This window comes from Streptomyces sp. NPDC048590 (assembly GCF_043199535.1).
Lineage (GTDB): Bacteria > Actinomycetota > Actinomycetes > Streptomycetales > Streptomycetaceae > Streptomyces.
Genome location: NZ_JBICWC010000011.1, coordinates 216,133 through 242,357, shown reverse-complemented (window position 1 = coordinate 242,357; position 26,225 = coordinate 216,133). Strand labels below are relative to the sequence as shown.

Sequence of the window (26,225 nt, the reverse complement as noted above, 5' to 3'; positions counted from 1 at the left end):
TTCGGTGCAAATATTTTCCATAGTGGCGGCATGACTCGTTCCGCATCCCGGCCGCCCGCCGACGACCACGGCGCCGCGTCCCCTGCTCACGACCACCAGGCACAGGACCGCCACGCCCACGGTCACCACGCCCATGGGCACGAACACCAAGGGCACGAACACCACGGACACGACCACCACGCGGACGACGCGGTCCGGGACGACGAGCTCGCCGAGATGCTCGACCTCGACGCCGCGCTCTTCGCGCCGTACATCGAGTCCGTGACCGCCCGGATCGCGCACCTGGCCGGGGGTGGAGGGGACGTCCGACACGTCGTCGACCTCGGCTCGGGCACCGGTACGGGGACGTTCGCCCTGCTGGAGCGCTTCCCCCGCGCCACGGTGACCGCGGTCGACAGTTCGCCCACGATGCTCGCCCGGCTCGTCGAGGCGGCCCGCGCCAAGGGACTCGGCGACAGGGTGCGCCCCCTGGAGGCCGACGCGGGCGCCGGGCTCGCAGGGGTCGAGGACGCCGACCTCGTCTGGGCTTCCGCATCGCTCCACCACGTCGACGACCCAGCCGCGGCCCTTGCCGGGGCTCGGGCCGCGCTGCGCCCCGGCGGGCTGCTCGCCGTCGCCGAGCTGGACGGGCTCCCGCGCTTCCTGCCGGACGCCGGCGAGGAGGGCGGCCCCGGCCTGGAGGCACGCTGCCGAGAGGCCATGGACGAACTCCACGGGGAGCAGGTCCCGCACCTGGGCGCGGACTGGGGGCAGCGGCTCACCGAGGCCGGCTTCACCGTCGAGCACGAGCAGACGGAGCGGCTGGAGCTGCGCGCGCCGCTGCCCGAGGGCGTCGGCCGCTACGCGCGGATCGTGTTCTCCCGCATCCGCGGTGCCCTGGAGGGCAGGACCGCCCCCGCCGACCTCGCGGGGCTCGACGCCCTGCTCGACGGGGGACCGAAGGACGTCCGCCACCGGGACGACCTGGTCGTCCGCTCCGTCCGGGAGCTGTGGGTGGCCCGCCGCCCCTCCTGACTGTCCCCGGTCACCCGCCGGCCGAAGCCCGCCGGGCCCGGACCAGGAACGCCTCCACGCGTTCCCGGTCCGGCTCCGGCGGCAACGGGGAGCGTGCGACGGCCTCGTCGTTCTCCTCGGCCAGCCGGTTCATCCGGCGCTCCACCTCGGCCCACGGGACCTCGCCCCGCTTCACCGACAGCAGGTCCTCGCGCGCGTCCCCGACCTCGATCCGCAGCTCACCCGTCCGCAGCAGGTCACGGCCGGACGCCAGCAGCCGCAGCAGGTGCATGGCGTGCTTCCAGCGCGGGACGCCGTGCGTCCGGACATCGGCCTCCAGCTTCCGCCGCTGCCCCAGGGCGTAACGCACGAACGTCCCGTGGGCACGGCGGGACAGGAAGGCCCCGCGCAGGTCCAGCAGCTCGCGGCCGGTGGCGTCGATCCGGTCCACGAGCGGGGAGTGCAGGCACTCCAGCACATTGGGGTTCGCACGCAGGGCCAGCTCGCAGAAGCGCTCCAGCTCCCAGGAGAACTGCTCGTCGGCCGGACCCTCCACATGGGTCGGGGGCTTCGTGAAGCCCCAGAACAGCGGTGTGGGCGCGAGAAAGACCCCGCGCCGGTCCGTGTCGCTGCCGTCGGTGGCCAGCCCGAAGGCACGGGAACCCATCACACAGGCGTAGACGGTGTGCTCCCGCACCAGCCGGGCGCCGTCAGGGTCGATCATGCGCGTGAGGCTACGCCCTCTGGGCGAGCCGGATGCCGCCGCCCTCCACGGTGATCCGCTCGGCGGGGAGGGCGCGGGTGGCGGGGCCCTGCTCGACCGCCCCGTCCTCGATGCTGAAGCGGCTGCCGTGACAGGCGCAGTCGATCGTGCCCCCGGCGACCGAGGACACGATGCAGCCCGCATGGGTGCACACCGCGGAGAACGCCTTGAACTGCCCGGCGGCGGGCTGGGTCACCACGATCTTCCGGTCGGCGAAGATCTTGCCGCCGCCCACCGGGATGTCCGCGGTCCTCGCCAGTTCCGCGTCACCCGAGGCGGGCGGAGAGCTCTCGCCGTCCCCGCCCCCGCCGTCGCCGGACGATCCGCAGCCGGTCACCAGCACCGCCGCTCCCGCGGTCAGGACCGTCCTCCGCCGTGCGTTCATGGTCTTCTCCTCGATGGGTGACGGACGCCGGGGCAGGACGCGGCCGGCGAGAAGCATCGTCACCCCGCCGTTCGCCCCGGCCGCGCAACCCGGCGGCGGATGCGTCCGACCGGGGCACGGAAGCGCCACCGCCCTGGCGTCTCACGGAGAGAGCACGATGATCGGCGTGCCCGGCGCGGCACTAGGCTGAAAGGGCACGCAGCACGAGGCGACGAGGGGTACGACGTGGCGGTACGAGCAGTCCGTGGAGCCGTCCAGCTGGACCGGGACGACGCGGGTCACATGGACGAGCGGGTGAGTGAGCTCCTCACCGCGGTCCTGGAACGCAACCAGCTCGTCGCCGACGACCTGATCAGCGTCTGGTTCACGGCCACCCCCGACCTGCACAGCGACTTCCCGGCCGCGGCGGCGCGGGGCCTCGGTATCGTCGACGTACCGCTGATCTGCGCGCAGGAGCTCGACATCACCGGGGCCATGCCCCGGGTGGTCCGGGTCCTCGCCCACGTCGAGACATATCTCTCCAAGGCGGAGATCAGCCACGTCTACCTCGGCGCCACCGGCGCCCTCCGCAAGGACATCGCCCAGTGAGAACAGCCCTCGTCATCGGAACCGGCCTCGTCGGCACCTCCGCCGCCCTCGCCCTCGCGAGCCGTGGCATCCAGGTCCACCTGGCCGACCACGACCCGTCCTGCGCCCGGACGGCGGCCGCGCTCGGCGCCGGTACGGACGAGGCGCCCGAAGGCCCCGTCGACCTGGCGATCGTCGCCGTGCCGCCGGCTCACACCGCCTCCGTGCTCGCCACCGCGATGCGCGACAAGATCGCCCGCGCCTACCTCGACGTGGCCAGCGTCAAGGGAGGCCCCCGCCGCGAACTCGAGGCGCTCGGCGCCGACCTCACCCCGTACATCGGGACGCACCCGATGGCCGGGAAGGAGCGCTCCGGTCCTCTGGCCGCCACCGCGGACCTCTTCGAGGGCCGCCCCTGGGTCCTCACCCCGACGCGGGAGACCGACACCGAGGTGCTCAACCTGGCGCTCGAGCTGGTGGCGCTGTGCAGGGCGGTGCCGGTCGTCATGGACGCCGACGCCCACGACCGTGCCGTCGCCCTGGTCTCCCACACCCCGCAGCTGATCTCCTCGATGGTCGCCGCCCGGCTGGAGGAGGCCGACGAGACCGCCGTACGCCTGTGCGGCCAGGGGATCAGGGACGTCACCCGCATCGCCGCGTCCGACCCCCGGATGTGGGTGGAGATCCTCTCCGCCAACCCCGGCCCGGTCGCCGACGTGCTGGCCGGGGTCGCCGCCGACCTGGAGGGGACCGTCCGGGCACTGCGCGGTCTCCAGTCCGCCGACGAGGACGAGCGCCGCTCCGGTACCGAGGGCATCGAGAACGTCCTGCGCCGCGGCAACGCCGGGCGCGTCAGGGTCCCCGGCAAGCACGGCGCCGCCCCCGCCTCGTACGAGGTAGTCGCCGTGCTGATCAGCGACCGGCCGGGCGAGCTGGCGGCGATCTTCGCCGACGCGGGCAAGGCGGGCGTCAACATCGAGGACGTCCGTATCGAGCACGCCACCGGCCAGCAGGCAGGGCTGGTCCAGCTGATGGTCGAGCCCAGCGCCGCGCCCGCGCTGAGCGCCGCCCTCGGTGAGCGCGGCTGGTCGATCCGCCCCTGACGCCTGGTGCGGCCGCCCCCGGGGCGCGGGGCGCGACAGGGGTACAAACGCGCTTCGCGCACTCGGTAACCTTGTGGGAGGCCGTCCCGTGGCCTCGCTCCGCCCGTCACCGTGTACCAGGAAGGTGTCCACCACCGTGGAAACCGTAAGCACCGCCGCCCGGACCGCCCCGGCCGCAGTGATCGTCGCCATCGACGGCCCCTCCGGCACCGGCAAGTCGAGCACCTCCAAGGCCGTCGCCGCCCAGCTCGGCCTGAGCTACCTGGACACCGGGGCGCAGTACCGGGCGATCACCTGGTGGATGCTGAACAACGGCATCGACGTGCGCGACCCCGCCGAGATCGCCACGGCGGCCTCGAAGCCGGTCATCGTCTCCGGCACTGACCCGGCCGCCCCGACGATCACCGTCGACGGCGAGGACGCCTCGGGCCCGATCCGCACCCAGGAGGTCACCTCCCAGGTCAGCGCGGTCAGCGCCGTGCCCGAGGTGCGCGCTCTGATCACCGAGCTGCAGCGCTCGATCGCCAAGGAGGCGGAGCACGGCATCGTCGTCGAGGGCCGTGACATCGGCACCACCGTGCTGCCGGACGCCGACATCAAGATCTTCCTGACCGCCTCGCCCGAGGCACGCGCCGCCCGGCGCAGCGGTGAGCTGAAGGGCTCCGACCTCGCCGCCACCAAGGAGGCGCTGGTCAAGCGGGACGCGGCCGACTCCGGCCGCAAGACCTCGCCGCTGGCCAAGGCCGCGGACGCCGTCGAGGTCGACACCACGGAGCTGACGCTGACCCAGGTCATCGAGTGCGTCGTCACCCTCGTCGGGGAGAAGCAGGCCGCGAGGTGACCGAAGCCACCACCGCACCGGCACGGCGCGGAGCGGCCGTGGGGCGCGGGATCGGCATCGGGCTCATGTACGGGCTGTTCAGACCCCGTGTGCTCGGCGCGTGGAGGGTCCCCACGACGGGACCCGTCATACTCGCGGTGAACCACGCGCACAATCTCGACGGACCCATGCTGATGGGCACCGCGCCCCGGCCGGTGCACTTCCTGATCAAGAAAGAGGCGTTCGTCGGACCGCTCGACCCGTTCCTGCGCGGAATCGGGCAGCTGAAGGTGGACCGCACGACCGCCGACCGCGGCGCCATCACCCAGGCACTCGGAGTGCTGGGCGACGGCGGGGTCCTCGGGATCTTTCCCGAGGGCACCAGGGGCGAGGGTGACTTCGCCTCCCTGCGCGCGGGGCTCGCCTACTTCGCCGTACGCGGCGGGGCGCCGATCGTCCCCGTGGCGGTCCTGGGAAGCACGGACCGCCGCGGACGGTTGATATCGGCGCTGCCTCCGCTGCGCAGCAGGGTCGACGTCGTCTTCGGCGACGCCTTCCAGGCCGGCGACGGCAGCGGGAGGCGCACCAGGAAGGCGCTGGACGAGGCGACCCTCCGGATCCAGGCCGAGCTGACCGCACACCTGGAGAACGCCAGGCGCCTCACCGGGCGCCCGGTCAAGACCTGAGTAGTGGGCCGCGCGATCGTGGCCCATCGATGATGACGCACAGAGGAACGGACTTCATGAACGACCAGATTCACTCCGACGGCTCGGACCACGAGCACGGAGCACTTGGCGATGCCGAGTACGCGGAGTTCATGGAGCTCGCCGCGCAGGAGGGGTTCGACCTCGAAGAGGTCGAGGGCGCGATCGGTGAGGCCGGTCACGGCCCGCTTCCGGTGCTCGCCGTCGTCGGCCGCCCGAACGTCGGCAAGTCGACCCTGGTGAACCGGATCATCGGCCGTCGCGAGGCCGTCGTCCAGGACAAGCCCGGTGTCACCCGTGACCGCGTCAGCTACGAGGCCGAATGGGCCGGCCGCCGCTTCAAGGTCGTCGACACCGGCGGCTGGGAGCAGGACGTCCTCGGCCTCGACGCCTCCGTCGCCGCGCAGGCCGAGTACGCGATCGAGACGGCCGACGCCGTCGTCTTCGTCGTCGACTCCACCGTCGGGGCCACCGACACCGACGAAGCGGTCGTCAAGCTGCTGCGCCGTGCCGGGAAGCCCGTGGTCCTGTGCGCCAACAAGGTCGACGGCCAGAGCGGGGAGGCGGACGCCACCGCCCTGTGGTCGCTCGGCCTGGGCGAGCCGTACCCGGTCTCGTCGCTCCACGGCCGCGGCACCGGCGACATGCTGGACGCCGTCCTGGAGGCCCTGCCCGAGGCCCCGGCCCAGACCTTCGGCACCGCGCTGGGAGGACCGCGCCGTATCGCGCTGATCGGGCGCCCCAACGTCGGCAAGTCCTCCCTCCTCAACAAGGTCGCCGGGGAGGACCGCGTCGTGGTCAACAGCCTCGCCGGCACCACCCGTGACCCCGTCGACGAGCTGATCAAGCTCGGCGGGACCACCTGGAAGTTCATCGACACCGCGGGTATCCGCCGCAAGGTGCACCTCCAGGAGGGCGCGGACTACTACGCCTCGCTGCGTACGGCGGCCGCGGTCGAGAAGGCCGAGGTCGCCGTCATCCTGATCGACGCCAGCGAGTCCATCAGCGTCCAGGACCAGCGCATCGTCACCATGGCGGTGGAGGCCGGGCGCGCGGTCGTGGTCGCCTTCAACAAGTGGGACACCCTCGACGAGGAGCGCCGCTACTACCTCGAGCGTGAGATCGAGACGGAGCTCGCGCAGATCGCCTGGGCCCCGCGCGTCAACGTCTCGGCGGTCACCGGGCGGCACATGGAGAAGCTGGTCCCCGCCATCGAGACCGCCATCGAGGGATGGGAGACCCGCGTCCCCACCGGCAGGCTCAACGCCTTCCTCGGCGAGATCGTGGCCTCGCACCCCCACCCGGTGCGCGGAGGCAAGCAGCCCCGCATCCTCTTCGGCACGCAGGCGGGCACCAAGCCGCCGCGGTTCGTGCTCTTCGCGTCGGGCTTCCTGGAGCACGGCTACCGCCGTTTCGTCGAACGCCGGCTGCGCGAGGAGTTCGGCTTCGAGGGAACGCCCCTGCACATCTCGGTGCGGGTCCGCGAGAAGCGCGGCCGCAAGAAGTGAGCTGACGGTACGGCGAAGCCCCGTACCCCCGAAGCGGGGGTACGGGGCTTCGCCGTACCGTCAGGCGTCCGTGGACCCGGGCGGCAGTGCCGCCGGCTTGGCGCGTCCACCGGCGTGCCGGCCCACCCGCTGCCAGGACCCCGGGTTGGTGCCACTCGTACTGCTGCTTCCCTGGGAGTTCGCCGCCGAGCGGCCCCCCAGCGGGGCACGGCTGCCGAACATGCCGATGCCGAACGTTCTGAAGCCGAGATTCTCCTCGCCCGTGCGATCCCCGGGAAGAGCCCGGAACGACCGCCTGTACTCGGAGTACAGCGCGTCGTAGATCGGGGTGGGGGACTTGCCGCCCGACGGGTCCTGCGAGGGACGCATGGCCGGAATCGGGGTCTGCTGCTGGCGAGGAGGGTCGTATGAGTGCACGTAGGTGCCAACGACCTCACCTCCCGTCGGATGCGGGCGAGACGGAGAAATCGCGGTCAGACGGGCGTCGGAGGGCATGACGGACATGCTCAGGTCCCGGCGAGAGGCATGGTCGCCGCGACCAGGAGGCCGTTGACGGCAGCCTTGTCCAGCGCGTCCCGGAGCAGGTCCTCGCGCGGCTGCTGGCCGATCGAGCCCGCCGGAGCGGCGAAGACCAGCACACTCTGCGCCTTGTTCGCCGCCGTACGCCAGCCCTCGGTGACCTGGAGCGGCTGATGGGCCTGCCACCACGCGACGGGGTTGCCGCCGCCCGCGCCCGGCTGGAGTACGGCGTGCAGCTGGCCCATGGCGAGGAGGACGGACCAGCCGGGAAGGACGCCGGGCAGCCGGTTCAGGTGGGGAGTGGGCAGGAAGCCCTGCTCCAGCAGCAGCTGGAGGAACTGGTCGCCCCCGCTGCCGTCCGTGCCCGGTCGCGCGATCGGCCCGGTGGGTTCGACCACCAGGGCGGGGCGGAGGTCGTCCTCGATCAGGACGAGACCGCTGGTGATGCCGAGGACGGCCTGTTCGGGCATGAGGCCCTCCGGATTCTGTGGCTCGCTGCCGGTGATGGAGCGCACGGCCCCCTGGAGCTGGTCCTCCGCGACCTGGACGACCTGTGAGGGGATGCAGGTCGCGTGGGCGAAGGCGAGTACGGCGGTCTCCTCGCCCACGAAGAGCACCGTGCTGGTGCGTTCCTGGTCGGAGTCGCCGGGAGTGCGGCAGGAGGTGCAGTCGTAACTGCCTGGTGCGCTGTCGCCGACGAGCAGCCGGTCGGCTTCGGCGTCGCCGATCTCGGCGCGTACGTCCTCGCTGACGTCGAGCATGCGCGGCACGGGTGGCTCCTCGAACTCGGTGCGTCGGCCGGGTGGTTCCCGGCTCACGAAGAGACAACGGAAGACCGGGGGCCGGGGTCACGCGCGAATCGGGAGATTGAGCGCCGGGCTCGGCTCGCCGATACGTCAGCAGAGCGTCGCCGCGATCCGGAGCGAATCATTCCGTACGGCGAGCTCCGGAACGCGAGCGCTCGTTCGAATTGTCACGGGACTGTACGGCTGTCGTGCGAAGCCTGCGACCTCTTCTGACGGCACGTAAGGTCCGACGCGACCAGTCGAACAGGGGAAACGACTACGCAATGCATATTTCATTTCTTCTCCACAACGCGTACGGCATCGGGGGAACGATCCGTACAACCTTCACGCTCGCCCGGACCCTGGCGGAACAGCACGACGTCGAGATCGTCTCCGTCTTCCGCCACCGGGAGGTGCCGAAGTTCGGCGCGCCCGAAGGGGTGCGGATGAGTCACCTCGTCGACCTGCGCAGGGAAAGTCCGGGATACGAGGGAGCGGCCGCCGAACACGCCGTCCCTGCCTCGGTCTTCCCGAGGGGGGACACCAGGTACCGGCAGTACAGCGGGCTGACCGACCGGCGCATCGCACAGCACCTGGGGACGCTGGACGCCGATGTCGTCGTCGGTACGCGGCCGGGCCTGAACGTCCACATCAGCCGGCAGGCGCGGTGCGGCCCTGTGCGCGTCGGTCAGGAGCACCTCGCCCTGGAGAGCCACGGATACCGTCTCCGGCGGGAGATCGCCCACCGGTACGGGCTCCTCGACGCCGTCACCACCGTCACCGAGGCCGACGCCCGCGACTACCGCACCAGGCTCGGGCTTCCCGGTGTGCGGATCGAGGCCATCCCCAACGGTGTGCCGGAGCCGGCGGGTCCGCCCGCCGACGGCGGGGAGCGGTGGATCGTGGCGGCCGGCAGGCTCCACCGGGTCAAGCGCTACGACCTGCTGATCCGCGCCTTCGCCGAGGTCGCGGCGGTGCGCCCCGAGTGGCGGCTGCGCATCTACGGCGCGGGGGACGCGTCGGGGAACGAGGCCGCGGCCCTGCGGGCGCTCGCCGACGGGCTCGGGCTCCGGGAGCGGGTCCTGTTCATGGGGGCGGTCGATCCGATGGAGACGGAGTGGCCCAAGAACTCGATCGCCGCCGTCACGTCCGAGAGGGAGTCGTTCGGCATGACCATCGTGGAGGCGATGCGCAGCGGGGTGCCGGTCGTCTCCACCGACTGCCCGTACGGCCCCGCCGAGATCATCCACGACGGTACGGACGGCAGGCTCGTCCCGCCCGGCGACACCGGGGCCTTCGCGGAGGCGCTGCTCGGTCTCATCGACGACGACGCGCTGCGGTGCCGGATGGGCCGTGCCGCGCGGGAGTCCGCCGCGCGCTTCGACCCGGCACCGATCGCGGAGCGGCACGTGCGGCTCTTCACCGAGCTGGCCGCGCGGGGCGGGAGAGGCTCGGGGAGCGGGCTGCGCGGCGCGTTGTACCGGTCCAGGAGCGGTGTCCTGGACGTGGCGTACGCGCTGCGTGACAAGGCGGCCGGAGCGATCCGCGGGGAAGGGGTCTGAGCCCGGGGTGGCGGGGCTCGCCGGAAGCGCGGCGTCGCGGCCCGTCATTGCGGATAGTGCGATGATCCGCGGCGCCGGCTCCGGGGCCGAGCGGCCGTCCGGGGGGCGGAGGAGTAAGAGCCGCATAAGGCGGGGTGAATTCGGGATGACGGGCCCGCGTATTCCTCATTTCCTGCGTCCCGGAGAAAGGGATCGCGCGCGGCCCGTACTCGCCTGTTATTGCGCCGGCTGCGACGCCCGGGGCCTTTTCGCGACCTGCGGGGCATTGATGAATACACGGTGCCCGGCTACCCGTTCGGGTGAAGCGGACGTTATGAACAGGTGTGGGGGTCCTGTGACACAAGCGTGACCCTCCGGATACGGAGGGGCATCCTGGCGCGGGCCCTCACGGCTTCCGCTGCGGCACCGGGCGGCCTACGGTGAGAGGTATGTCATCCGTACCGAGCCCTCCCGCCCAGCCCGACGACAGCCCCGACTCGTACGTCGGCCTCGACGCCGAGGCCGCGGACCGGCAGGCCAGAGCGCGAGGCTGGAGCACGGTCCGTGCCCTCCCGCCGGGCACCGTCATCACGATGGAGTACCGCAGCGGGCGGATCAACTTCGAGGTGGAGGCGTCGACGGTGACCCGTTGCTGGGTCGGATGACGCCCGCACCGCCGAGCAGGACGAAGGCCCCCACGGAACCGTGGGGGCCTTCGTCTGTCGGTCCGCGCCCGGCGGGGGCGGTTCGGTCAGGGGGTGACCGAACCGCCCGTCACCGGTCTCGTCTGTCCTGCGGCGCTTCTCGGCGTACGGTCCGCGTGCGGCGGCCTGCGCGATGCCGCGGGGGCCTGTGAGCTCCGCTCCGAGCGCACGGGGTGAAGCACCTGGTGCGCCCTGGCCCGCCCGGCACCCGGATGCCCTGGCGCTGCCGCCGAGTCCGGTACCGGTGCGTGGCCGGCGGGTCCCTGGAGATCCTCGGCCGCGGCTCCGCCACTCAGGGCCTGAGGCAGGAGGACCGGCTCCGGAGCCACCGGAGCGGCAGGCGTGGAGGCCCGTGCGCCGCGCCGCGCCCGCCACCGCTCGCGGAACGCGAGAATGACGGTCTCCGCCCGTGTGACCAGGGGTTCGAACCAGGGGAGGGCCAGCAGGATCAGCAGACCGGCCGCCCAGCCCAGCAGCACGTCGCTCAGCCAGTGCGTGCCGATGTACACGGTGGTGAGCCCCACGCCCAGCGAGACGAAGGCCGAGAGCGCCGACAGGTAGCGCCTGGCGCGCGGCGTGGTGGCCAGGTAGGCGAGGATTCCCCAGGTCACCACGGCGTTCGCGGTGTGCCCGGAGGGGAATATATCGCCGCCGGCGAAGAGCTCGGCCGAGCCGATCTGGGTGGCGTAGTGCGGTCCCAGCCGCCCGAGCCCGTACTTGACCGCGCCCACCGACACGTTGAGCAGCAGGAGCGCGGTGCCCAGCGTGAGCAGGGGCCGCAGCGTGTGCTGGCGCCAGGAGCGCCAGCCGAGCCAGGAGGCGACCATCACGGCCGTGGGGCCGCGCTGGCCGAGCACGACGTAGTAGTCGAGGAAGGCGTGGAGTCCGGGCCACTGCTGATACGGCCGGAACAGCATGACCTTCCAGTCGAGGGCCACCAGCCAGGACGAGACCAGCACGGCGACGACGATGGCGAGATAGAACGCCAAAGTCCCGCCGAAGAGAGCGATGCGGTGACGGCTCATCCGCGGGGTCTCTATCTTCGGCGGTTCCGGCTCCCGGTCCAGACGGGCAAAGATGTCGGTACGCACCCAATGGACGTTACAGCGAGTGAGTGTGTGATCCGGCCGATCCCGCGTCTTTGTGATGACGATGTGATGTGGACTTTGTCTCAGGCCGGTATCCATTCCCGGCGTGCGGCGGAATGTCTTCCGCTCATGGGCTATTCACTCCCGTTGTTATTCGCAGAAATGTTTGAGCGTCGACGAAATGGCTGTCGAGTGACCACATCCGGCCGGCCCTCCGACCCGCCCGCGCGGGCACCGGGGGATTTCGGAGGGCGGGCGATCCGGTGGTGCCCACCGGCGCGGCGGTCCTGGTGTCCCCCTGCTCACGGGGAGTGAAGTGGTGTACGCCACACCCGGTGGCTGGTGAACGTATGAGCTGCACCACGCGTGACCACGGGGGACTCGCGTACGCTGACGGCTCACTCGCCCGTCGATGCCGGGCCCGGGGGCAGGTCAGCCGGCCCCCTGCTGGCCTGCCGAGCGCGAGGGACACATCAGTGGGAGGTACGCGTATGACCGGGACGACCACGGCCGTGGGCAGGCTGCGCTCGGCGGCCGACGGTGCCAACCGCTGGGTCGTCCTGGTCGTCCTCTGCCTCAGTCTGCTGCTCGTCGCACTCGACGCGACCGTGCTGCACGTCGCCGTGCCCGCGGTCACCGAGGACCTCCGGCCCAGCGCCGTCGGACTGCTCTGGATCGTGGACGCCTACCCACTGGTGTGCGCCTCGCTGCTGATCCTCTTCGGCACGCTCGGTGACCGGATCGGCCGACGGCGGGTCCTCCTCCTCGGCTACGCGCTCTTCGGTGTCGCCTCCGCGCTCGCCGCGACGGCCGGCTCGCCCGGGGTGCTCATCGCGGCCCGTGCGCTGCTCGGCGTCGGCGGGGCGATGATCATGCCCGCCACGCTGTCGATACTCCGCCAGGTCTTCCCCGACCGCCGTGAGCGGGCCCTGGCCGTCGGCATCTGGACCGCGGTCGCCGCGGTCGGAGCCGCGACCGGGCCGGTCATCGGCGGCTTCCTCGTCGAGCACTACTGGTGGGGCTCGGTCTTCCTGATCAACATCCCCCTCATGGCGATGATCCTTCCGGTCGGGCGCTGGCTGCTGCCCGAGTCGCGCGGGGAGGGCGAGGGGCCCTGGGACGTGATCGGAGCGCTGATGGCCGCGGCCGGGGTGCTCGGAGCCGTACTCGGCATCAAGCGGATCGGTGGTGGGGAGGGGCTGCTGAACCCGGGCACCCTCGTCCCGCTGCTGGCGGGATTCGCCCTGCTCGCGCTCTTCGTTCGCAGGCAGAAGCGCCGCGCGCACCCGCTGATCGACATCGCGATGTTCTCCCGGCCGGCCTTCAGCACCGCCGTCGGCTGCATCGTCCTCGCCATGCTGGCGCTGGTCGGCCTGGAACTGATCGCGGTCCAGTACCTCCAGCTCGTCCTCGGTCTGAGCCCGCTGGAGACGGGCCTGCGGCTGCTCCCGCTCACCTTCGCCGCCATGGCGGCCGGGGCCACCGGGTCCCACACCCTCAGCCGCATCGGTCCGCGCCGGATGGTGGGGTGGGGCTTCGTGCTCACCGCGGCCTCGGTGCTGCTGCTGACGCTGATGGGCCAGCACGACCGGCCGGTCCTGCTGACCGCGGGTTTCGTGCTGCTGGGCTTCGGGCTGCAGTCCACCTTGTTCGGCGCGTACGAGTCGATGCTGAGCGAGGTGCCCGCCGAGCGGGCCGGCGGCGCCGCGGCGATCGGCGAGACGTCGTACCAGCTGGGCGCCGGTATGGGCATCGCGCTGCTCGGCAGCGTGATGAACGCCGCCTACGCCCCGGGGCTCTCCCACCTCCACGACGAGGGGGTGCCCGCCGCGGCGGGCACGGCCGCCTCGCACTCGCTGGGCGAGGCCTACCAGGAGGCGGGGCGGTTGGGCGGTCCCGTCGGGGACCTGCTGCGGAGCACCGCGCGGCACGCCTTCGTCGACGGTCTGCACATCACGCTGCTGGTCAGTGCGGGTCTGCTGCTGCTCGGGGCGCTGGCAGCCCTCCGGCTCCCGCGTGTCATGGACTGCCGTACGGCGGGGGAGGGCCACGCGGAGCGGCCGGCGGTCCTGCCGGGCCAGGCCGAGGGGCGTGACGACTCCGGTCCGGACGCCTCCCGCCGTGAGGCGGGTGAGCGGCGACCGGGGCACCGGGTGTCCCTGCCCGCCCGCCGCGAGCCCGCCGAGGCGACCGGCTCTGGACGGGCCGCGCGCTGAGCCGTAACGTCGGCACGGCGCCGTAACTACCACTGCTAGTTTTAGTACCGTGGCGCGTTTCTGTACCGTGCGAGCCGCCGGAGGCACCCATGTCCACCACCGAGTCCGCGAAGCAGTCAGCCCAGGCGGCGCCGCCGAAGCGGCAGCCCTTCGATCCCGGTGACCCGCTCGGGATCGACGACCTCCTCGGCCCCGATGACCTCGCGATCCGTGACACCGTGCGCACCTGGGCCGCCGACCGCGTCCTGCCGCACATCGCCGAGTGGTACGAGAACGGCGAACTGCCCGGAATCCGCGAGCTGGCCCGCGAGCTCGGCTCGCTGGGCGCCCTGGGCATGTCCCTCGACGGGTACGGCTGCGCCGGGGCGAGTGCCGTCCAGTACGGACTGGCCTGCCTGGAGCTGGAGGCCGCCGACTCCGGCATCCGTTCGCTGGTCTCCGTGCAGGGCTCGCTCGCCATGTACGCCATCCACCGGTTCGGATCCGAGGAGCAGAAGCAGCGGTGGCTCCCCGGGATGGCGGCAGGCGAGACGATCGGATGCTTCGGTCTCACCGAACCCGACCACGGGTCGGATCCCGCGGGGATGCGGACGTACGCCCGGCGGGACGGGGACGACTGGGTCCTCACCGGCCGGAAGATGTGGATCACCAACGGTTCGGTCGCCGGTGTCGCCGTCGTCTGGGCGCAGACCGACGAGGCGGGCGGCGGGCAGGGGGTCCGCGGCTTCGTCGTGCCGACCGACAGCCCCGGATTCTCCGCCCCCGAGATCAGGCACAAGTGGTCGCTGCGTGCCTCGGTCACGAGCGAGCTGGTCCTGGACGACGTGCGGCTGCCCGCCGACGCGGTCCTCCCCGGAGCCACCGGTCTGCGCGGCCCGCTCAGCTGCCTCAGCCACGCCCGCTACGGCATCGTCTGGGGAGCGATGGGCGCCGCGCGGTCGAGCTTCGAGGCGGCCCTGGACTACGCGAGGACCCGTGAACAGTTCGGCCGGCCGATCGGCGGGTTCCAGCTCACCCAGGCCAAGCTCGCGGACATGGCCCTGGAGCTCCACAAGGGCATCCTCCTCGCCCACCATCTCGGACGCCGGATGGACGCCGGGAGGATCCGCCCGGAGCAGATCAGCTTCGGAAAACTCAACAACGTGCGGGAGGCGATCGAGATCTGCCGCACCTCACGCACCATCCTCGGTGCCAACGGGATCTCGCTGGAGTACCCGGTGATGCGGCACGCGACGAACCTGGAATCGGTGCTCACCTACGAGGGCACCGTGGAGATGCACCAGTTGGTCCTGGGCAAGGCGCTCACCGGCCTGGACGCTTTCCGGTAGGGAGTTCCGGCGAGCGCCCGCTCAGCTCTGGTTGAAGAAGCCGTCGGCAGGCCGGCCGGCGGCTTCGCCGTTGACGACCTGGGTGTGGGCGGGGGTCAGCAGGAACACCCTGGTGGCCACGCGCTCGATCGAACCGCGCAGCCCGAAGGTCAGCCCCGCGGCGAAGTCGACGACGCGCTTGGCGTCGGTGGGGTCCATGGCGGTGAGGTTGACGATCACCGGGACGCCGTCCCGGAAGAGCTCGCCGATGGCACGCGCGTCACGGAAGCTGTCGGGGGTGACGGTGGCGATCCGGCGGCCCTTGTCCTCCGCCTTCTCCGACGCCACCCGGACCCGGGGGTCGGTCACCCACGGCTGGTTGGTTCCGGTCTCGGCATCCTCGGAGTACTCGTCGTCGTAGTACCGCTCGTCGTTGTCCTCCACGAGGCCCAGCCAGGCACTCGCCTTGCGCACCGATCCCATGGACGCCTCCTCTCACCGCGGTTCGTTGGTGTTCCGCATCTCTTTCCTATCCCTATGGTCGTCCATGATGCGGATCCAGCGCCAAGGGGATAGTCGCGGCGCAGGCGATTCGTGACGCTACTGGTGCAGAACATGTGGCGATTCGTCAGGGTTCATACCGCATCGGGGGGCTTGCGGAAGGAAAATATGATGCACCCGCCCGTACGGGTGAGATGGAGGGCGTACGGGTGAACGGCCCACTCGATACGATGCACGCCGCGCTCGTGCACGGGCGCGGTTCGTCAGATGAACGGCTCCCGGGGGATCGTCGTGTTCGGAATCGTGAGGCCCTGCACCCATCGGCTGTCCGAAGGGCTCAAGGCGGAGTGGATGGCCCATCTCTGCGGGCTCTGTCTCGCGCTCCGTGCGGACCACGGGCAGTTCGCCCGTGTCGTGACGAACTACGACGGCCTGATCGTCTCGGTTCTGACGGAAGCTCAGACCGAGCGTACGGCGGCGCAACGACGCACGGCGGGGCCGTGCCCGCTGCGCTCCATGCGCACGGCCCCGGTCGCCCGCGGCGAGGGGGCCAGGCTCGCGGCCGCGGTCTCCTTGGTGCTGGCCTCGGCGAAGGTCCGTGACCATGTGGCCGACGGGGACGGTGTGTTGAAACGGCGCCCGGTGGCGGCCGCCGCACGACGTGTCGCCGCCGGATGGGACCGGGCCGGTGCCCGCACCGGGGCGGAGCTCGGCTTCGACACCGCGGTCCTGGTCGACGCGGTGGACCGGCAGACCGGGATCGAGTCCCTCGCCGGCCCCGGCACCTCGCTGCTGACGGTCACCGAGCCCACCGAGACGGCCACGGCCGCCGCCTTCGCGCACACCGCCGTCCTCGCCGGCCGGCCGGACAACACCGAGCCGCTCGCCGAGGCGGGGCGGCTCTTCGGACGGCTCGCGCACCTGCTGGACGCCGTGGAGGACCTGGAAGCTGACGCGGCGTCGGGTGCCTGGAACCCGCTCACCGCCACCGGCACACCGCTCGACGAAGCACGCCGGCTGTGCGACGACGCCCTGCACGGGGTGCGCCTCGCCCTGCGGGACGCGGAGTTCTCCGACGGCTCGCTGACCCATGTGCTGCTGGTGCACGAACTGCGGCGCTCCGTCGACCGGGCCTTCGGGACGGCATGCTCCCACCAGCACGCCGGACAGCCCTCGGGCAGCTTCGGCCCGCCGCCCGGCAACCCCTACGCCCCCACGCCCGGCGGCCCGTACGGTCCCCCCGGCCCTCCGCTCCCGCCCGAACCGCCGCGCAACCGGCGCGGGCTCATCGCCGGCTGCCTGGTCTGGGCAGGGCTGGCCTGCACCTGCCAGATGTGCTGCTCCAGCAGCTTCCACGACCCGTGGAGCGGACAGGAGCGCGAAGGGCTCTGCCACAAGTGCGACTGCGGCGACTGGTGCGAGGGGTGCTGCGAGGGCTGCAACTGCTGCGGGAACTGCTGCAGCTGCTGCGAGGGCTGCGACTGCGGGTGCGACTGCTGAATCCTTCCGGGCGCGGGTCGGTCACCGCCCGCACGCGGACACGCCCGCCTGCTTCGCGGAGTCCGCTTCCGCCCGCGAGGCCGCGGGTGCGCCCTGCGCGCGGGCGGTGAGTGAGAGTGCGGCGGTGATCAGTGCGAAGGCGGCGGTCTGCCGTGTTCGGTGTATGGCGGAGCTCTCCGAATTCGTCGACGGCGCTCCCGTGCCCGGGTGGCAGGGAGTATCGGTGAGGGAGATCGGCTTGAGGGAGGGGAGGGTCGTGCGACGCCGTGTACGCGAAGGAACGCGAGGGAAAGCCGCTCGAGCGCGCATGGCGCGAGCGGAGGAAACGCAGGGCGAGGGTCAGCTCAACAGGAACAGGACCACACACGACCGAAGTCGATGTGGGAGCGGGTGACCAGCCATGGCTGCGCGTGCATGGCCCAAGTGGAACAGGCATCCGGTGGTGCGTCAACCGCGATGAGACGTACTGCTCACACTCCGGACAGCCTTGACATCAGGGCCCGTTGAGGCTTTTCTCGGAGACGGACCGGCGCTGAGGGGCCCGGTCCACACCGTGTTCCGCGCCGAAGGTGCGCCCCGTGTTCGATCTCTGCATCCACGGAGCCCCCGCATGTCCGCGCAGACGCAAACCCTCTCGACCGGCCTTTCCGCCAGACCCGCCACGCACATCGGCGAGCGGATCCCCCGCGTCGTCCCCGTACGCCGGACAGGACAGTGGGCGGCCGTCGCGGCCGTCCTGGTCCTCCTAGCGGGATCCCCGGTCGCCGTCACCTCGCTCCTCTCCCTCGGCCGGCACCACGTCGAACACCCCTACGCGCGCGGCACGGCGGACGCACGGTGAACGCCGCGCACACGATCGTGATCGTCGGGGCCGGCCCCCGCGGCACCGGCCTCATCGAACGCATCGCCGCCAACGCCCCCGAACTCCACGGCGAACGGCCCCTGGACATCCATCTCGTCGACCCCCACCCGCCCGGCGGCGGCCGCATCTGGCGGCAGAAGCAGTCCCCGCTGCTCCGGATGAACTCCATGGCCGAGGACGTCACCATGTTCACCGACGACACGGTCCCGCTCGACGGCCCGGTACGCCCCGGCCCCACCCTGCACACCTGGGCCCAGGACGTCCGCGAAGGGCGCACCGCGGCACAGGCCGCCCCGGAGGTGCTGGAGGAGATCCGGAACCTGGGCGGCCAGGACTTCCCCAGCAGGCGTCTCCAGGGCGTCTATCTGCGCTGGGTGTACGAGACCGCGCGCGCCGCGCTCCCGCCGGACGTCACCGTCCACGAACACCGAGGCCACGCCGTGCGGGTACGCGGACCCCGCGACGGCCGGCAGCAGGTCACCGTCCGAGGACGCGCCGAACCCCTCGAAGCCGACCTCGTCGTGCTCACCCTCGGCCACCTCGACGCCGAACCGGACGCCGGCCAGCAGGAACTGGCCCGCTTCGCCGCACGCCACCACCTCGTCCACCTGCCGCCCGACCACACCGCCGACACCGACCTGACGCGGCTGCGGGCGGGGGAGCCCGTCCTGGTGCGAGGCATGGGCCTCGCCTTCATCGACCTCATGGTGCTGCTCACCGAAGGCCGGGGCGGCCGCCACGAGAACGGGGTCTACATCCCCTCCGGGGAGGAGCCCGTCCTCTACGCCGGATCGCGGCGGGGAGTCCCGTACCACTCCAAGATCGGCTACCCCTGGGAGGGCGAACGGCCTCCTCTGCCCAGACACCTCGGCCCCGCCGAGGTGCGCGACATCCTGAGCCGTACCGCGACCCCCGACTTCCGGCGCGATCTCTGGCCGCTGGTCGCCAAGGAGTTGGGCCACGCCCACTACCACCGGCTCCTCACCGCGCACCCCGAGCGGGCGGCCATGGCGCTGGAGGACTTCTCGGAGAAGTACGCGGCCGCCGGGCCCGACGGCCCGGAAGTCGCGGCCCTCGTCGCCTCGGCCGTCCCCGATCCGTCCGACCGGCTCGACCTCGAAGCCCTCGACAACCCCCTCGACGGCGTGCGGCACCCCTCCTTCGCGTCGTTCCAGGACGCCATGCGCGCCTACATCACCGCCGACCTCGAACGCCGGCACGACCCCCGGAACAGCCCCGATCTCGCCGTCTTCCTCGGACTGCTCTCCGTATACGGCCAGTTGACAGCGCTCGGCGACATCGGAGACCGCTGGCACGGCTTCTTCAGCCACCTCGCCTCAGGCCCCCCGGGCCTCAGGCTGCGCCAGCTACTCGCCCTGTCACGGGCCGGAGTCGTCCGCTTCCTCGGCGCGGACATGACCGTCGAGACCGACGAGGCGCACGGCCTCTTCCGCGCCCGCAGCGCCACCGTGCCCGGGGCGTTCACCGAAGCACGCGCCCTGGTCGAGGCGCGGCTGGCGCAACCCTCGCTGCGCGACAGCCGCAGCGCGCTGCTGAGCGCGCTGCACGACGACGGGGCGGCCGGCACCGGCACGGGGCTGCTCCGCGTCGACCCCGCCGACGGCCGGATCCTCTACCGCGACGGCACCGTCCACCCGCGCCGCTTCGCCCTCGGCCCCGGCACCACGGCGCGCACCGGCGCGGCCTTCACCCGGCCACGTACCGGCGGCCCGGCCTTCCGGCAGAACGACGCGACGGCCCGCGCTCTGCTCACCTTCCTCCGCGACCCGCCCCGCCGGGACCGGAGTGCCCGCTGAGCCGGTCCCCGGCGTCCCCTCCTCCACAGGCACCTGATCCGTGAACTCCGCTGCGGATGCCGTCCGCCCGACGGGCCATTCGTACTCCCCGGGAGCAGCCCTCCCGGCTCGTCCCGGACCCATGACCGAACCGAACCTGAGAGGCCTCGCATGCCCGCAACCGGTGCACTCCACCTCGCCGCCGAGATCGGGGGCCCACCCCGCTACGACGCCCGCTCCCACGTCGCGCTCGCCCGCCTCGCCGAGGAGGGTGCACTCGACTACGTCACCCTGGCCGACTCCTTCGCCCGGCCGGGTCCGGACGCCCTCTCCGTACTCGCCCGGGTCGCCCCGGACACCAAGCGGATCGGTCTTGTTCCGACGGTCACCACCACCCACACGGAGCCCTTTCACGTCTCGTCCGCCGTGGCCACACTCGACTGGGTCAGCAAGGGCCGGGCCGGCTGGTACGTGGACGTGTCGGCCACCGAGACCGAGGCCCGGCTGTTCGGCCGGAGGACCGCCGGGCCGGCCGCCGCGCTGTGGCAGGAGGCCGGAGAGGTGGCCGACGCCGGAGCCCGGCTGTGGGACAGCTGGGAGGACGACGCCGAGATCAGGGACGCCGCGACCGGCCGCTTCGTCGACCGCGAGAAGCTGCACCATGTCGACTTCCACGGCAGCACCTTCTCCGTGCGCGGTCCGGCCATCGTGCCGCGGCCACCCCAGGGCAGGCCGGTCGTCGTCATCGACGGCACGAGCGACCTCGCCAGGGAGCCGGCCGCACGCCACGCCGACGTGGTGCACGTGCGCGCCGCCTCGGCCGCACAGGCCGCCGCGCTCCGCGACGACCTCCGAAGCAGAGCAGCCGCGTACGGCCGCGACCCCGCCGGCCTGAAGGTCCTGGCCGCGCTCACCGTCGACCTCGGGGACGCCGAGACGACACCCGAACCAGGGCTGGACAGCGCCCCGCAGCGCTCCGGACGGGAGAGCTACTTCCGCGGCGGCCCCGTCGACCTCGCCGAACTCATCACCGGGTGGCACCGCGGCGGAGCGGTCGACGGATTCCACCTCACCCCCATCAGGCCGGAGCGCGACCTGGAGAGGATCGTCAACGGCACCGTGGCCCTGCTCCAGCACCGCAGCCTCTTCCGCACCTTCCACCCGGGCGGCACGCTGCGCGAGCACCTCGGCCTGAGCCGGCCCGCCAGTCGCTACGCGTCCGCCAGGATCTCAGGAGCCACCTCATGAAGCAGATGCATCTCGCGGCCCACTTCCCGGGCGTCAACAACACCACCGTCTGGGCTGATCCCCGATCCGGGAGCCAGATCGACTTCAGCTCCTTCGAGCACCTCGCCCGGACCGCCGAGCGCGGAAGGTTCGACTTCTTCTTCCTCGCCGAAGGACTACGGCTGCGCGAGCACAAGGGCCGGATCCACGACCTGGACGTGGTGGGCCGGCCCGAGTCCCTCACGGTCCTCAACGCCCTGGCCGGCGTCACCGAACGCCTGGGACTCGCCGCCACGGTCAACGCCGTATTCAACGAGCCCTACGAACTCGCCCGCCGACTAGCCACGTTGGACCACCTCAGCGCGGGCCGTGCCGGGTGGAACGTGGTGACCTCGTCCGACGCCTTCACCGGGGAGAACTTCCGCAGGGGCGGCTACCTCGACCGTGGGAACCCCCACCCGGCCCCCGGCTCCGGCCGTCCCGCGCCGACGCCTTACACCCGGGCCGCCGAGTTCGTCGCCACGGCACGGGAGCTCTGGGACTCCTGGACCCCGGACGGCACCCCGCGTCCGTTCACCCACACGGGAGAGCACTTCGACATCTCGGGGGAGTTCACCGTCCCCCGCTCACCACAGGGCCACCCCGTCGTCATCCAGGCCGGCGACTCCGACGAGGGCAGGGAGTTCGCGGCATCCGCCGCCGACGTCGTCTTCACCCGCCACGGCACGCTGGAGGCCGGACGCGCCTTCTACGCCGACGTCAAGGCGCGCCTGGCCGCGCACGGAAGACAGCCCGACGACCTCAAGATCATGCCGGGTGTCACCGTGGTGCTCGGCGACACCGACGCGGAGGCACAGGAGAACGCCGCCGCCATCCGCCGCCTCCAGGTGTCCCCGCAGAACGCGATCCTCGCCCTCGAACAGGTCTGGGGCCGCGACCTCTCCGCGTACGACCCCGACGGCCCCCTCCCCGGCATGGACCCGGCCCCTGAGCCGGACCTCGCCCAGGGCAGGGTCCGGATCAAGGACCCGCAAGCCGTGGCCGCGAGATGGCGCGCGCTCTCGGAGGCCAAGGGACTGTCCATCCGCCAGACCGTCATCGAGACCACGGCCAGGCAGTCCTTCATCGGTTCTCCGGCCACGGTAGCCGCCGAACTGGAGACGTTCGTGGACACCGGGGCGGCCGACGGCTTCATCCTCGTACCGCACCTGACCCCGGTCGGGCTGGACGACTTCGTCGACCGGGTGGTCCCGCTCCTCCAGGAACGCGGCTCCTTCCGTTCCGAATACACCGGCACCACGCTCAGGTCGCACCTCGGCCTGACCGAGCCGGTATGGAAAGGTTGACCGCATGAGCACGGACGCACAGCAGGGCAGCGAGGAGTTCCAGGCCTGGCAGCGCTGGCACGAGGGACGCATCGTCGCCGTCGCGGCACCGCACGGGCCGCTCTCCCTCACCGGCACCCACTGGCTCGCCGACCACCCGGAGGGTCGAATTCCGGCCGTGCCCGGGCTCTGGCGTGAGGAGGACGGCGCGGTGGTCCTCACCGCGACCGCCGAGGACGGTCTGACCGTCGACTCCAAGCCGCTGACCGGCGAGATCCGTCTCGGAGCGGACCACGGCCCCATCGACACCTCCCGGGTCGCGCAGGGCGAACGCCGGCTCGTCGTGCTCAGCAGGGAAGGACTGTGGGCGGTGCGGGACTTCGACCCCCGGTCGCCCGCCAGGCACGCCTTCCGGACCATCGACGCCACCCCCTACGACCCGCGGTGGTCACTGGACGGCGTCTACCGCCCCTACGGCGCGGACCGGAACATCCGTGTCGAGAACGCCGACGGGCGCGAGCGGGGTCTGGGGCTCTCCGGGGAGATCGCCTTCACCGTGGACGGAAGCGAGCACACCCTCCAGGCCGCGGTCGAACCCGACGGTTCGCTCTGGGCGGTCTTCGCCGACGCCACCAGCGGGGAGAGCAGTTACCGCTTCCGCTTCCTGCGGCCCGCCGCACCGGACGCGGAGGGCAGGGTCCGGGTCGACTTCAACCGCGCACTGCTGCCTCCGTGCGCCTTCGCCGACCACTTCATCTGCCCCTTCCCGCCGCCCGGCAACACCCTCACCACAGCCGTCGCCGCGGGCGAGCGGAACCGGATCGACGGCTGACCCGTCCCACCCGCGGGCAAGCGCACGGCCCGGCACGCCCTGCCCCTTCAGCCCTGCCGTCCCCGTCAGCAGGACGGTCGGCGGGGCACTTCGCCGTGCTCCCTCCCACGGCCGAAAACGCTCCCTTGCGGGGCACACGGGCTGCCCCCAATACTCCCGAGCAGCGCCCGTCAGGAGCGTGATGGCGTCCGGAACGCCGGCCACCGCCGGACGCGTACGCGCCCCATGACCGCGCCTCACGGGCCCCTGCCACCCCACAGGAGGGCCCCCGATTCCCCTCGGGAGGAACGACAAGTGAGGATCAAGCGCACCAACCCCCGCACCGGCACCGCAGGAAGACGCCGCCGGATCACCGCCGTCACCACCGGCCTCGTGGCCCTCGCCACACTCGCGGTGCCCGCCGCCAACGCCAGTCAGTCCGGAACCTACAGCGCCGACCAGCTCGGCGCGGCCGGAGAAGCCGTGCTCGCCGCCGACGTCGCGGGCACCGCCTGGAACGTCGAACCGTCGACCGGGCGGCTCGTCGTCACGGTGGACAGCACCGTGACCCAGGCCGAGATCGACACGATCAAGAAGTCCGCCGGAGCCAACGCCGGGGCACTGCGCATCGAACGCACCCCGGGAACGTTCAGCAAGCTGATCTCGGGCGGCGACGCGATCTACGCCTCCAGCTGGCGCTGCTCCCTCGGCTTCAACGTCCGCAGCGGCAGCACCTACTACTTCCTGACTGCCGGTCACTGCACCGACGGCGCCGGAACCTGGTGGTCCAACTCCGGTCACACCACGGTCCTCGGTACGACGTCCGGTTCCAGCTTCCCGACCAACGACTACGGCATCGTCCGCTACACCAACTCCTCCGTCACCAAGTCCGGAACGGTCGGCAGCCAGGACATCACCAGCGCCGCCAACGCGACCGTCGGAATGTCGGTCACCCGTCGGGGATCCACCACCGGCACCCACAGCGGCTCCGTCACCGGCCTCAACGCCACGGTCAACTACGGCGGCGGGGACATCGTCTACGGCATGATCCGCACTAACGTGTGTGCCGAGCCCGGAGACTCCGGAGGCCCGCTCTACTCCGGAACGCGTGCCATCGGGCTCACCTCGGGTGGCAGCGGCAACTGCTCCTCGGGCGGGACGACGTTCTTCCAGCCGGTCACCGAAGCGCTCAGCGCGTACGGCGTCAGCGTGTTCTGACCCGTTCGGCCACCGCCGCGCTCCCGTGAGTCCCCGCCGATCGCCGGCGGGGGCTCCCTTTCGACCCACCTGTTTTGAGAAGATGCCAGGACGGCCGGTCGCAGAGGCACCACGGGGGGCGGACGCTGTGCCCGTACGGAGGGACGCCCTCCGTGAGCCCCCGCAGACACCAGGGGGTTCCAGGTCCGTGAAACGCATCGGTGTGACCGGTCACCGCTCCATCCCCCCGGAGCTCCACGCGCTCGTACAGGAAGGGCTGAGGGCCGCACTGTGCGGGCACGAGGGCAGCCTGGAAGCACTCTCCAGCCTCGCGGTCGGAGCCGACCAGCTCTTCGCGGACGTCGCGCTCGCCCACGGCGCGGAGCTGACCGTGGTCATCCCCAGCGGTGACTACGAGTCCGGCTTCGACGAAGCGGAGGACCTCGAGCGCTACCGCACGCTCAAGGCGAGAGCCGCGCGCGAGATCAGACTCGACTTCCCGCACTCCACCGACGAGGCCTACTACGCCGCCGGTACCTACATCGCGGACCACTGCGACCGGCTGGTCGCCGTCTGGGACGGCCTTCCCGCGCGCGGACTCGGGGGGACCGGGGACATCGTGACGTACGCCCGCAGCCTCGGCCGTCCGGTCACCGTCATCTGGCGGGACGGCGTGCAGCGGGGCTGAGGGGTGCGCCGGCCTCGCGGGGGCAGCGGGGCAGAGGAACCGGCGCGCCGCTGGGTGCACGGGTGGACACGGGCGCCCAGGGCCCGGTGTACGGGACCTGGTCCGAGACCTGGCCCGGCCCGGCCAGGAAAGGGGACCTGGCCAGGGGTCGGGGACCGGGCCGGGCGCCGGTCACATCCGGTGACGCACCAGCCAGTCGGTGTGCTCCGGTGACACGATCCGCTCGGTCTCGAAGACCGCCACGGCCCACTGCCGCTCGGTGAGAGTGGTCTCCATGGCGGCCTGCATGTTCTCCAGGTCGTCCTCGACGAGGGAGTGCGCGGTCAGCAGCGGATGATGACGACGCGTCTCGTTCCACGCGAGACACGCGGCAGCGGCGGCCGAGAACGTACCGGTGAGCCCGAACGAACCGGCACTCCCGAAGGTCTGGAACAGGGCAAGCACCAGCGCCGGGAATGTCAGCGCCGCGATGGTGCCCGACCAGACCAGGGCCCCGCGCCGCGAAACCAGTCTGCGCCGCCGGTACCAGCGCCGCTGCTCGATCAGCCTGTCCCTGATGTAGGTCTCCTTGCGCACGGTGAACGCCTTGTCCCGTAACTCCCGCATGGAGGCGGTGATGAGACCGCCCCCGGAGTCCTTCATCGCCTCCCTGGGATCGTCCCATCCGACCTTCCGCAGCTCCTGGAGCCCTTCCTCCAGCCTGCTGGCGAACAGTGCTTCCGGATGGTGCACGGAGGAGTCGAACGGTGAGCCGTGGACGGCGTAGCGCCAGCAGTTCGATTTGATGAACTCCGCTGCGGAACGGTTGAGTTGCCAATGCGACTTTGCTTTGCGCCTGGAGGCCAGGAAGGTCGTGATCAGGACACCGAGGTACGCCAACACCGCGATACCATCCAGGAGTTGGATGCCTGACCCGACCTCGGCATGCCAGGGGAGGGCAGCCGGCAGGGTGCCCAGGACCAGCAGCGCCAGCTGTCCGCGGGTGGTGTTGACCGCCTCGCGCTGGCGGGCGATGGCCACGGCGTCGGTGTGATGGAAGAGTGCGGGCAGATCAGTACTCCTGAAGACCATCGACCTAAGCGGGCCGGGAAGTTCCGACACGTTCACCCCCGTCTGCAGTTGTGGCAGGCCTTGTGGGGCGGGTACGGCCCCGCCGTGGATTGCCTTGTCCCCGGAGGTGTGGTCAGGGCTCAGGGCGCGCGCAGGCCTGCCGGGGCCACGAGAGTAGGTTGCTCCCTCATCGACTGCAATGGCGCCTCTCGTGGCGGATCGGTCGAGAGGGGAGATGCGGGACACCCTCGCCCCAGAGGTTGTC

25 protein-coding genes are annotated in these 26,225 nt (G+C 71.8%); 18 read left to right on the top strand and 7 right to left on the bottom strand.

Translation table 11 applies throughout. The annotated features are described in order from the left end of the window. Positions 1–30 precede the first annotated feature (30 nt). Positions 31–1,014 carry a class I SAM-dependent methyltransferase gene (locus ACGFNN_RS29620; RefSeq protein ID WP_393560452.1) on the top strand — a complete coding sequence of 328 codons (984 nt, stop codon included), beginning with the start codon at positions 31–33 and terminating at the stop codon, positions 1,012–1,014. A 10-nt stretch (positions 1,015–1,024) separates the two neighbouring features. Here the strand turns inward: ACGFNN_RS29620 and ACGFNN_RS29615 are convergent, their stop codons facing one another. Further along, entirely contained in the window at positions 1,025–1,717 is a 693-nt protein-coding gene (locus ACGFNN_RS29615; protein WP_393560451.1) for a DNA polymerase beta superfamily protein, read from the bottom strand. A gap of 10 nt (positions 1,718–1,727) precedes the next feature. Next, positions 1,728–2,141 (bottom strand): Rieske (2Fe-2S) protein, encoded by a 414-nt coding sequence (locus ACGFNN_RS29610; RefSeq protein WP_393560449.1) that lies wholly within the window; start codon positions 2,139–2,141, stop codon positions 1,728–1,730. 225 nt (positions 2,142–2,366) lie between these two features. On the opposite strand from ACGFNN_RS29610, the gene aroH reads away from it, so the two are divergent. The 5 genes from aroH (at position 2,367) to der (ending at position 6,843) form a co-directional block, all read left to right on the top strand. Beyond that, on the top strand, positions 2,367–2,729 hold the full coding sequence (gene aroH, locus ACGFNN_RS29605; protein WP_362548778.1) for a chorismate mutase: 363 nt from the start codon (positions 2,367–2,369) through the stop codon (positions 2,727–2,729). Next, positions 2,726–3,811: a prephenate dehydrogenase gene (locus ACGFNN_RS29600; protein WP_393560447.1), complete on the top strand. Its 1,086-nt coding sequence runs from the start codon at positions 2,726–2,728 to the stop codon at positions 3,809–3,811. Before aroH ends, ACGFNN_RS29600 begins: the two co-directional genes overlap by 4 nt. A 124-nt stretch (positions 3,812–3,935) precedes the next feature. Next, positions 3,936–4,652 carry a (d)CMP kinase gene (gene cmk, locus ACGFNN_RS29595; RefSeq protein ID WP_393560445.1) on the top strand — a complete coding sequence of 239 codons (717 nt, stop codon included), beginning with the start codon at positions 3,936–3,938 and terminating at the stop codon, positions 4,650–4,652. Further along, on the top strand, positions 4,649–5,317 hold the full coding sequence (locus ACGFNN_RS29590) for a lysophospholipid acyltransferase family protein (RefSeq protein ID WP_393560443.1): 669 nt from the start codon (positions 4,649–4,651) through the stop codon (positions 5,315–5,317). Before cmk ends, ACGFNN_RS29590 begins: the two co-directional genes overlap by 4 nt. A 56-nt stretch (positions 5,318–5,373) precedes the next feature. After that, positions 5,374–6,843: a ribosome biogenesis GTPase Der gene (gene der / locus ACGFNN_RS29585; RefSeq protein WP_362548766.1), complete on the top strand. Its 1,470-nt coding sequence runs from the start codon at positions 5,374–5,376 to the stop codon at positions 6,841–6,843. A gap of 60 nt (positions 6,844–6,903) precedes the next feature. On the opposite strand, the gene ACGFNN_RS29580 is transcribed toward der, so the two are convergent. Continuing rightward, positions 6,904–7,212: a hypothetical protein gene (locus ACGFNN_RS29580; protein ID WP_362548762.1), complete on the bottom strand. Its 309-nt coding sequence runs from the start codon at positions 7,210–7,212 to the stop codon at positions 6,904–6,906. 137 nt (positions 7,213–7,349) lie between these two features. After that, positions 7,350–8,132, bottom strand: a complete 783-nt coding sequence (locus tag ACGFNN_RS29575) for a hypothetical protein (RefSeq protein ID WP_362548759.1) — start codon at positions 8,130–8,132, stop codon at positions 7,350–7,352. 299 nt (positions 8,133–8,431) lie between these two features. Here ACGFNN_RS29575 and ACGFNN_RS29570 point away from each other — a divergent pair, with 299 nt between their 5' ends. Further along, positions 8,432–9,709 carry a glycosyltransferase family 4 protein gene (locus tag ACGFNN_RS29570; protein WP_393560441.1) on the top strand — a complete coding sequence of 426 codons (1,278 nt, stop codon included), beginning with the start codon at positions 8,432–8,434 and terminating at the stop codon, positions 9,707–9,709. Between the two features lie 428 nt (positions 9,710–10,137). Continuing rightward, a complete protein-coding gene (locus ACGFNN_RS29565) occupies positions 10,138–10,353 on the top strand; it encodes an I78 family peptidase inhibitor (RefSeq protein ID WP_362548753.1) in 216 nt (71 codons plus the stop codon). A gap of 86 nt (positions 10,354–10,439) precedes the next feature. Here ACGFNN_RS29565 and ACGFNN_RS29560 read toward each other — a convergent pair whose 3' ends face one another. Further along, entirely contained in the window at positions 10,440–11,483 is a 1,044-nt protein-coding gene (locus ACGFNN_RS29560) for a phosphatase PAP2 family protein (RefSeq protein ID WP_393560439.1), read from the bottom strand. A 488-nt stretch (positions 11,484–11,971) separates the two neighbouring features. Between ACGFNN_RS29560 and ACGFNN_RS29555 the strand changes: the two genes are divergently transcribed. After that, complete coding sequence (locus ACGFNN_RS29555) at positions 11,972–13,696, top strand: MFS transporter (RefSeq protein ID WP_393560437.1); 1,725 nt, start codon at positions 11,972–11,974, stop codon at positions 13,694–13,696. 89 nt (positions 13,697–13,785) lie between these two features. Next, positions 13,786–15,024: an acyl-CoA dehydrogenase family protein gene (locus ACGFNN_RS29550; protein ID WP_393560435.1), complete on the top strand. Its 1,239-nt coding sequence runs from the start codon at positions 13,786–13,788 to the stop codon at positions 15,022–15,024. Positions 15,025–15,045: 21 nt separating this feature from the next. Here ACGFNN_RS29550 and ACGFNN_RS29545 read toward each other — a convergent pair whose 3' ends face one another. Continuing rightward, the gene (locus ACGFNN_RS29545; protein WP_362548741.1) at positions 15,046–15,486 is read right to left on the bottom strand and encodes a cell division protein SepF; all 441 of its coding nucleotides are present in this window, start codon (positions 15,484–15,486) and stop codon (positions 15,046–15,048) included. A 285-nt stretch (positions 15,487–15,771) separates the two neighbouring features. Here ACGFNN_RS29545 and ACGFNN_RS29540 point away from each other — a divergent pair, with 285 nt between their 5' ends. The 8 genes from ACGFNN_RS29540 to ACGFNN_RS29505 all read left to right on the top strand — a co-directional run bounded on the left by ACGFNN_RS29540 (position 15,772) and on the right by ACGFNN_RS29505 (position 24,910). Then, positions 15,772–17,004 (top strand): DUF5685 family protein, encoded by a 1,233-nt coding sequence (locus ACGFNN_RS29540; RefSeq protein ID WP_393560433.1) that lies wholly within the window; start codon positions 15,772–15,774, stop codon positions 17,002–17,004. Positions 17,005–17,614: 610 nt separating this feature from the next. Then, the gene (locus tag ACGFNN_RS29535; protein WP_393560431.1) at positions 17,615–17,845 is read left to right on the top strand and encodes a hypothetical protein; all 231 of its coding nucleotides are present in this window, start codon (positions 17,615–17,617) and stop codon (positions 17,843–17,845) included. Beyond that, complete coding sequence (locus ACGFNN_RS29530; RefSeq protein ID WP_393560430.1) at positions 17,842–19,683, top strand: FAD/NAD(P)-binding protein; 1,842 nt, start codon at positions 17,842–17,844, stop codon at positions 19,681–19,683. Before ACGFNN_RS29535 ends, ACGFNN_RS29530 begins: the two co-directional genes overlap by 4 nt. A gap of 150 nt (positions 19,684–19,833) precedes the next feature. Beyond that, positions 19,834–20,910, top strand: coding sequence for an LLM class flavin-dependent oxidoreductase (locus tag ACGFNN_RS29525; RefSeq protein ID WP_393560428.1), 1,077 nt, complete (start codon positions 19,834–19,836; stop codon positions 20,908–20,910). Continuing rightward, on the top strand, positions 20,907–22,235 hold the full coding sequence (locus tag ACGFNN_RS29520; protein ID WP_393560426.1) for an NtaA/DmoA family FMN-dependent monooxygenase: 1,329 nt from the start codon (positions 20,907–20,909) through the stop codon (positions 22,233–22,235). Before ACGFNN_RS29525 ends, ACGFNN_RS29520 begins: the two co-directional genes overlap by 4 nt. Positions 22,236–22,239: 4 nt before the next feature. After that, the gene (locus tag ACGFNN_RS29515) at positions 22,240–23,046 is read left to right on the top strand and encodes a DUF1684 domain-containing protein (protein ID WP_393560424.1); all 807 of its coding nucleotides are present in this window, start codon (positions 22,240–22,242) and stop codon (positions 23,044–23,046) included. Between the two features lie 294 nt (positions 23,047–23,340). Further along, positions 23,341–24,243: a S1 family peptidase gene (locus tag ACGFNN_RS29510; protein WP_393560422.1), complete on the top strand. Its 903-nt coding sequence runs from the start codon at positions 23,341–23,343 to the stop codon at positions 24,241–24,243. Between the two features lie 187 nt (positions 24,244–24,430). Continuing rightward, a complete protein-coding gene (locus tag ACGFNN_RS29505) occupies positions 24,431–24,910 on the top strand; it encodes a hypothetical protein (RefSeq protein ID WP_362548720.1) in 480 nt (159 codons plus the stop codon). A gap of 171 nt (positions 24,911–25,081) precedes the next feature. On the opposite strand, the gene ACGFNN_RS29500 is transcribed toward ACGFNN_RS29505, so the two are convergent. Continuing rightward, a complete protein-coding gene (locus ACGFNN_RS29500; RefSeq protein WP_393560516.1) occupies positions 25,082–25,981 on the bottom strand; it encodes a DUF4231 domain-containing protein in 900 nt (299 codons plus the stop codon). Between the last annotated feature and the right edge of the window lie 244 nt (positions 25,982–26,225).

Bases quoted from the DNA above. Each gene is read 5' to 3' on its own strand.
- ACGFNN_RS29500 (WP_393560516.1), bottom strand. From the start codon at position 25,981: ATGGTCTTCAGGAGTACTGATCTGCCCGCACTCTTCCATCACACCGAC.
- ACGFNN_RS29545 (WP_362548741.1), bottom strand. From the start codon at position 15,486: ATGGGATCGGTGCGCAAGGCGAGTGCCTGGCTGGGCCTCGTGGAGGAC.
- ACGFNN_RS29565 (WP_362548753.1), top strand. From the start codon at position 10,138: ATGTCATCCGTACCGAGCCCTCCCGCCCAGCCCGACGACAGCCCCGAC.
- ACGFNN_RS29520 (WP_393560426.1), top strand. From the start codon at position 20,907: ATGAAGCAGATGCATCTCGCGGCCCACTTCCCGGGCGTCAACAACACC.
- der (WP_362548766.1), top strand. From the start codon at position 5,374: ATGAACGACCAGATTCACTCCGACGGCTCGGACCACGAGCACGGAGCA.
- ACGFNN_RS29535 (WP_393560431.1), top strand. From the start codon at position 17,615: ATGTCCGCGCAGACGCAAACCCTCTCGACCGGCCTTTCCGCCAGACCC.
- ACGFNN_RS29615 (WP_393560451.1), bottom strand. From the start codon at position 1,717: ATGATCGACCCTGACGGCGCCCGGCTGGTGCGGGAGCACACCGTCTAC.
- ACGFNN_RS29555 (WP_393560437.1), top strand. From the start codon at position 11,972: ATGACCGGGACGACCACGGCCGTGGGCAGGCTGCGCTCGGCGGCCGAC.
- ACGFNN_RS29570 (WP_393560441.1), top strand. From the start codon at position 8,432: ATGCATATTTCATTTCTTCTCCACAACGCGTACGGCATCGGGGGAACG.
- ACGFNN_RS29610 (WP_393560449.1), bottom strand. From the start codon at position 2,141: ATGAACGCACGGCGGAGGACGGTCCTGACCGCGGGAGCGGCGGTGCTG.
- ACGFNN_RS29580 (WP_362548762.1), bottom strand. From the start codon at position 7,212: ATGCGTCCCTCGCAGGACCCGTCGGGCGGCAAGTCCCCCACCCCGATC.
- ACGFNN_RS29515 (WP_393560424.1), top strand. From the start codon at position 22,240: ATGAGCACGGACGCACAGCAGGGCAGCGAGGAGTTCCAGGCCTGGCAG.
- ACGFNN_RS29550 (WP_393560435.1), top strand. From the start codon at position 13,786: ATGTCCACCACCGAGTCCGCGAAGCAGTCAGCCCAGGCGGCGCCGCCG.
- ACGFNN_RS29540 (WP_393560433.1), top strand. From the start codon at position 15,772: ATGAACGGCTCCCGGGGGATCGTCGTGTTCGGAATCGTGAGGCCCTGC.
- ACGFNN_RS29525 (WP_393560428.1), top strand. From the start codon at position 19,834: ATGCCCGCAACCGGTGCACTCCACCTCGCCGCCGAGATCGGGGGCCCA.
- ACGFNN_RS29620 (WP_393560452.1), top strand. From the start codon at position 31: ATGACTCGTTCCGCATCCCGGCCGCCCGCCGACGACCACGGCGCCGCG.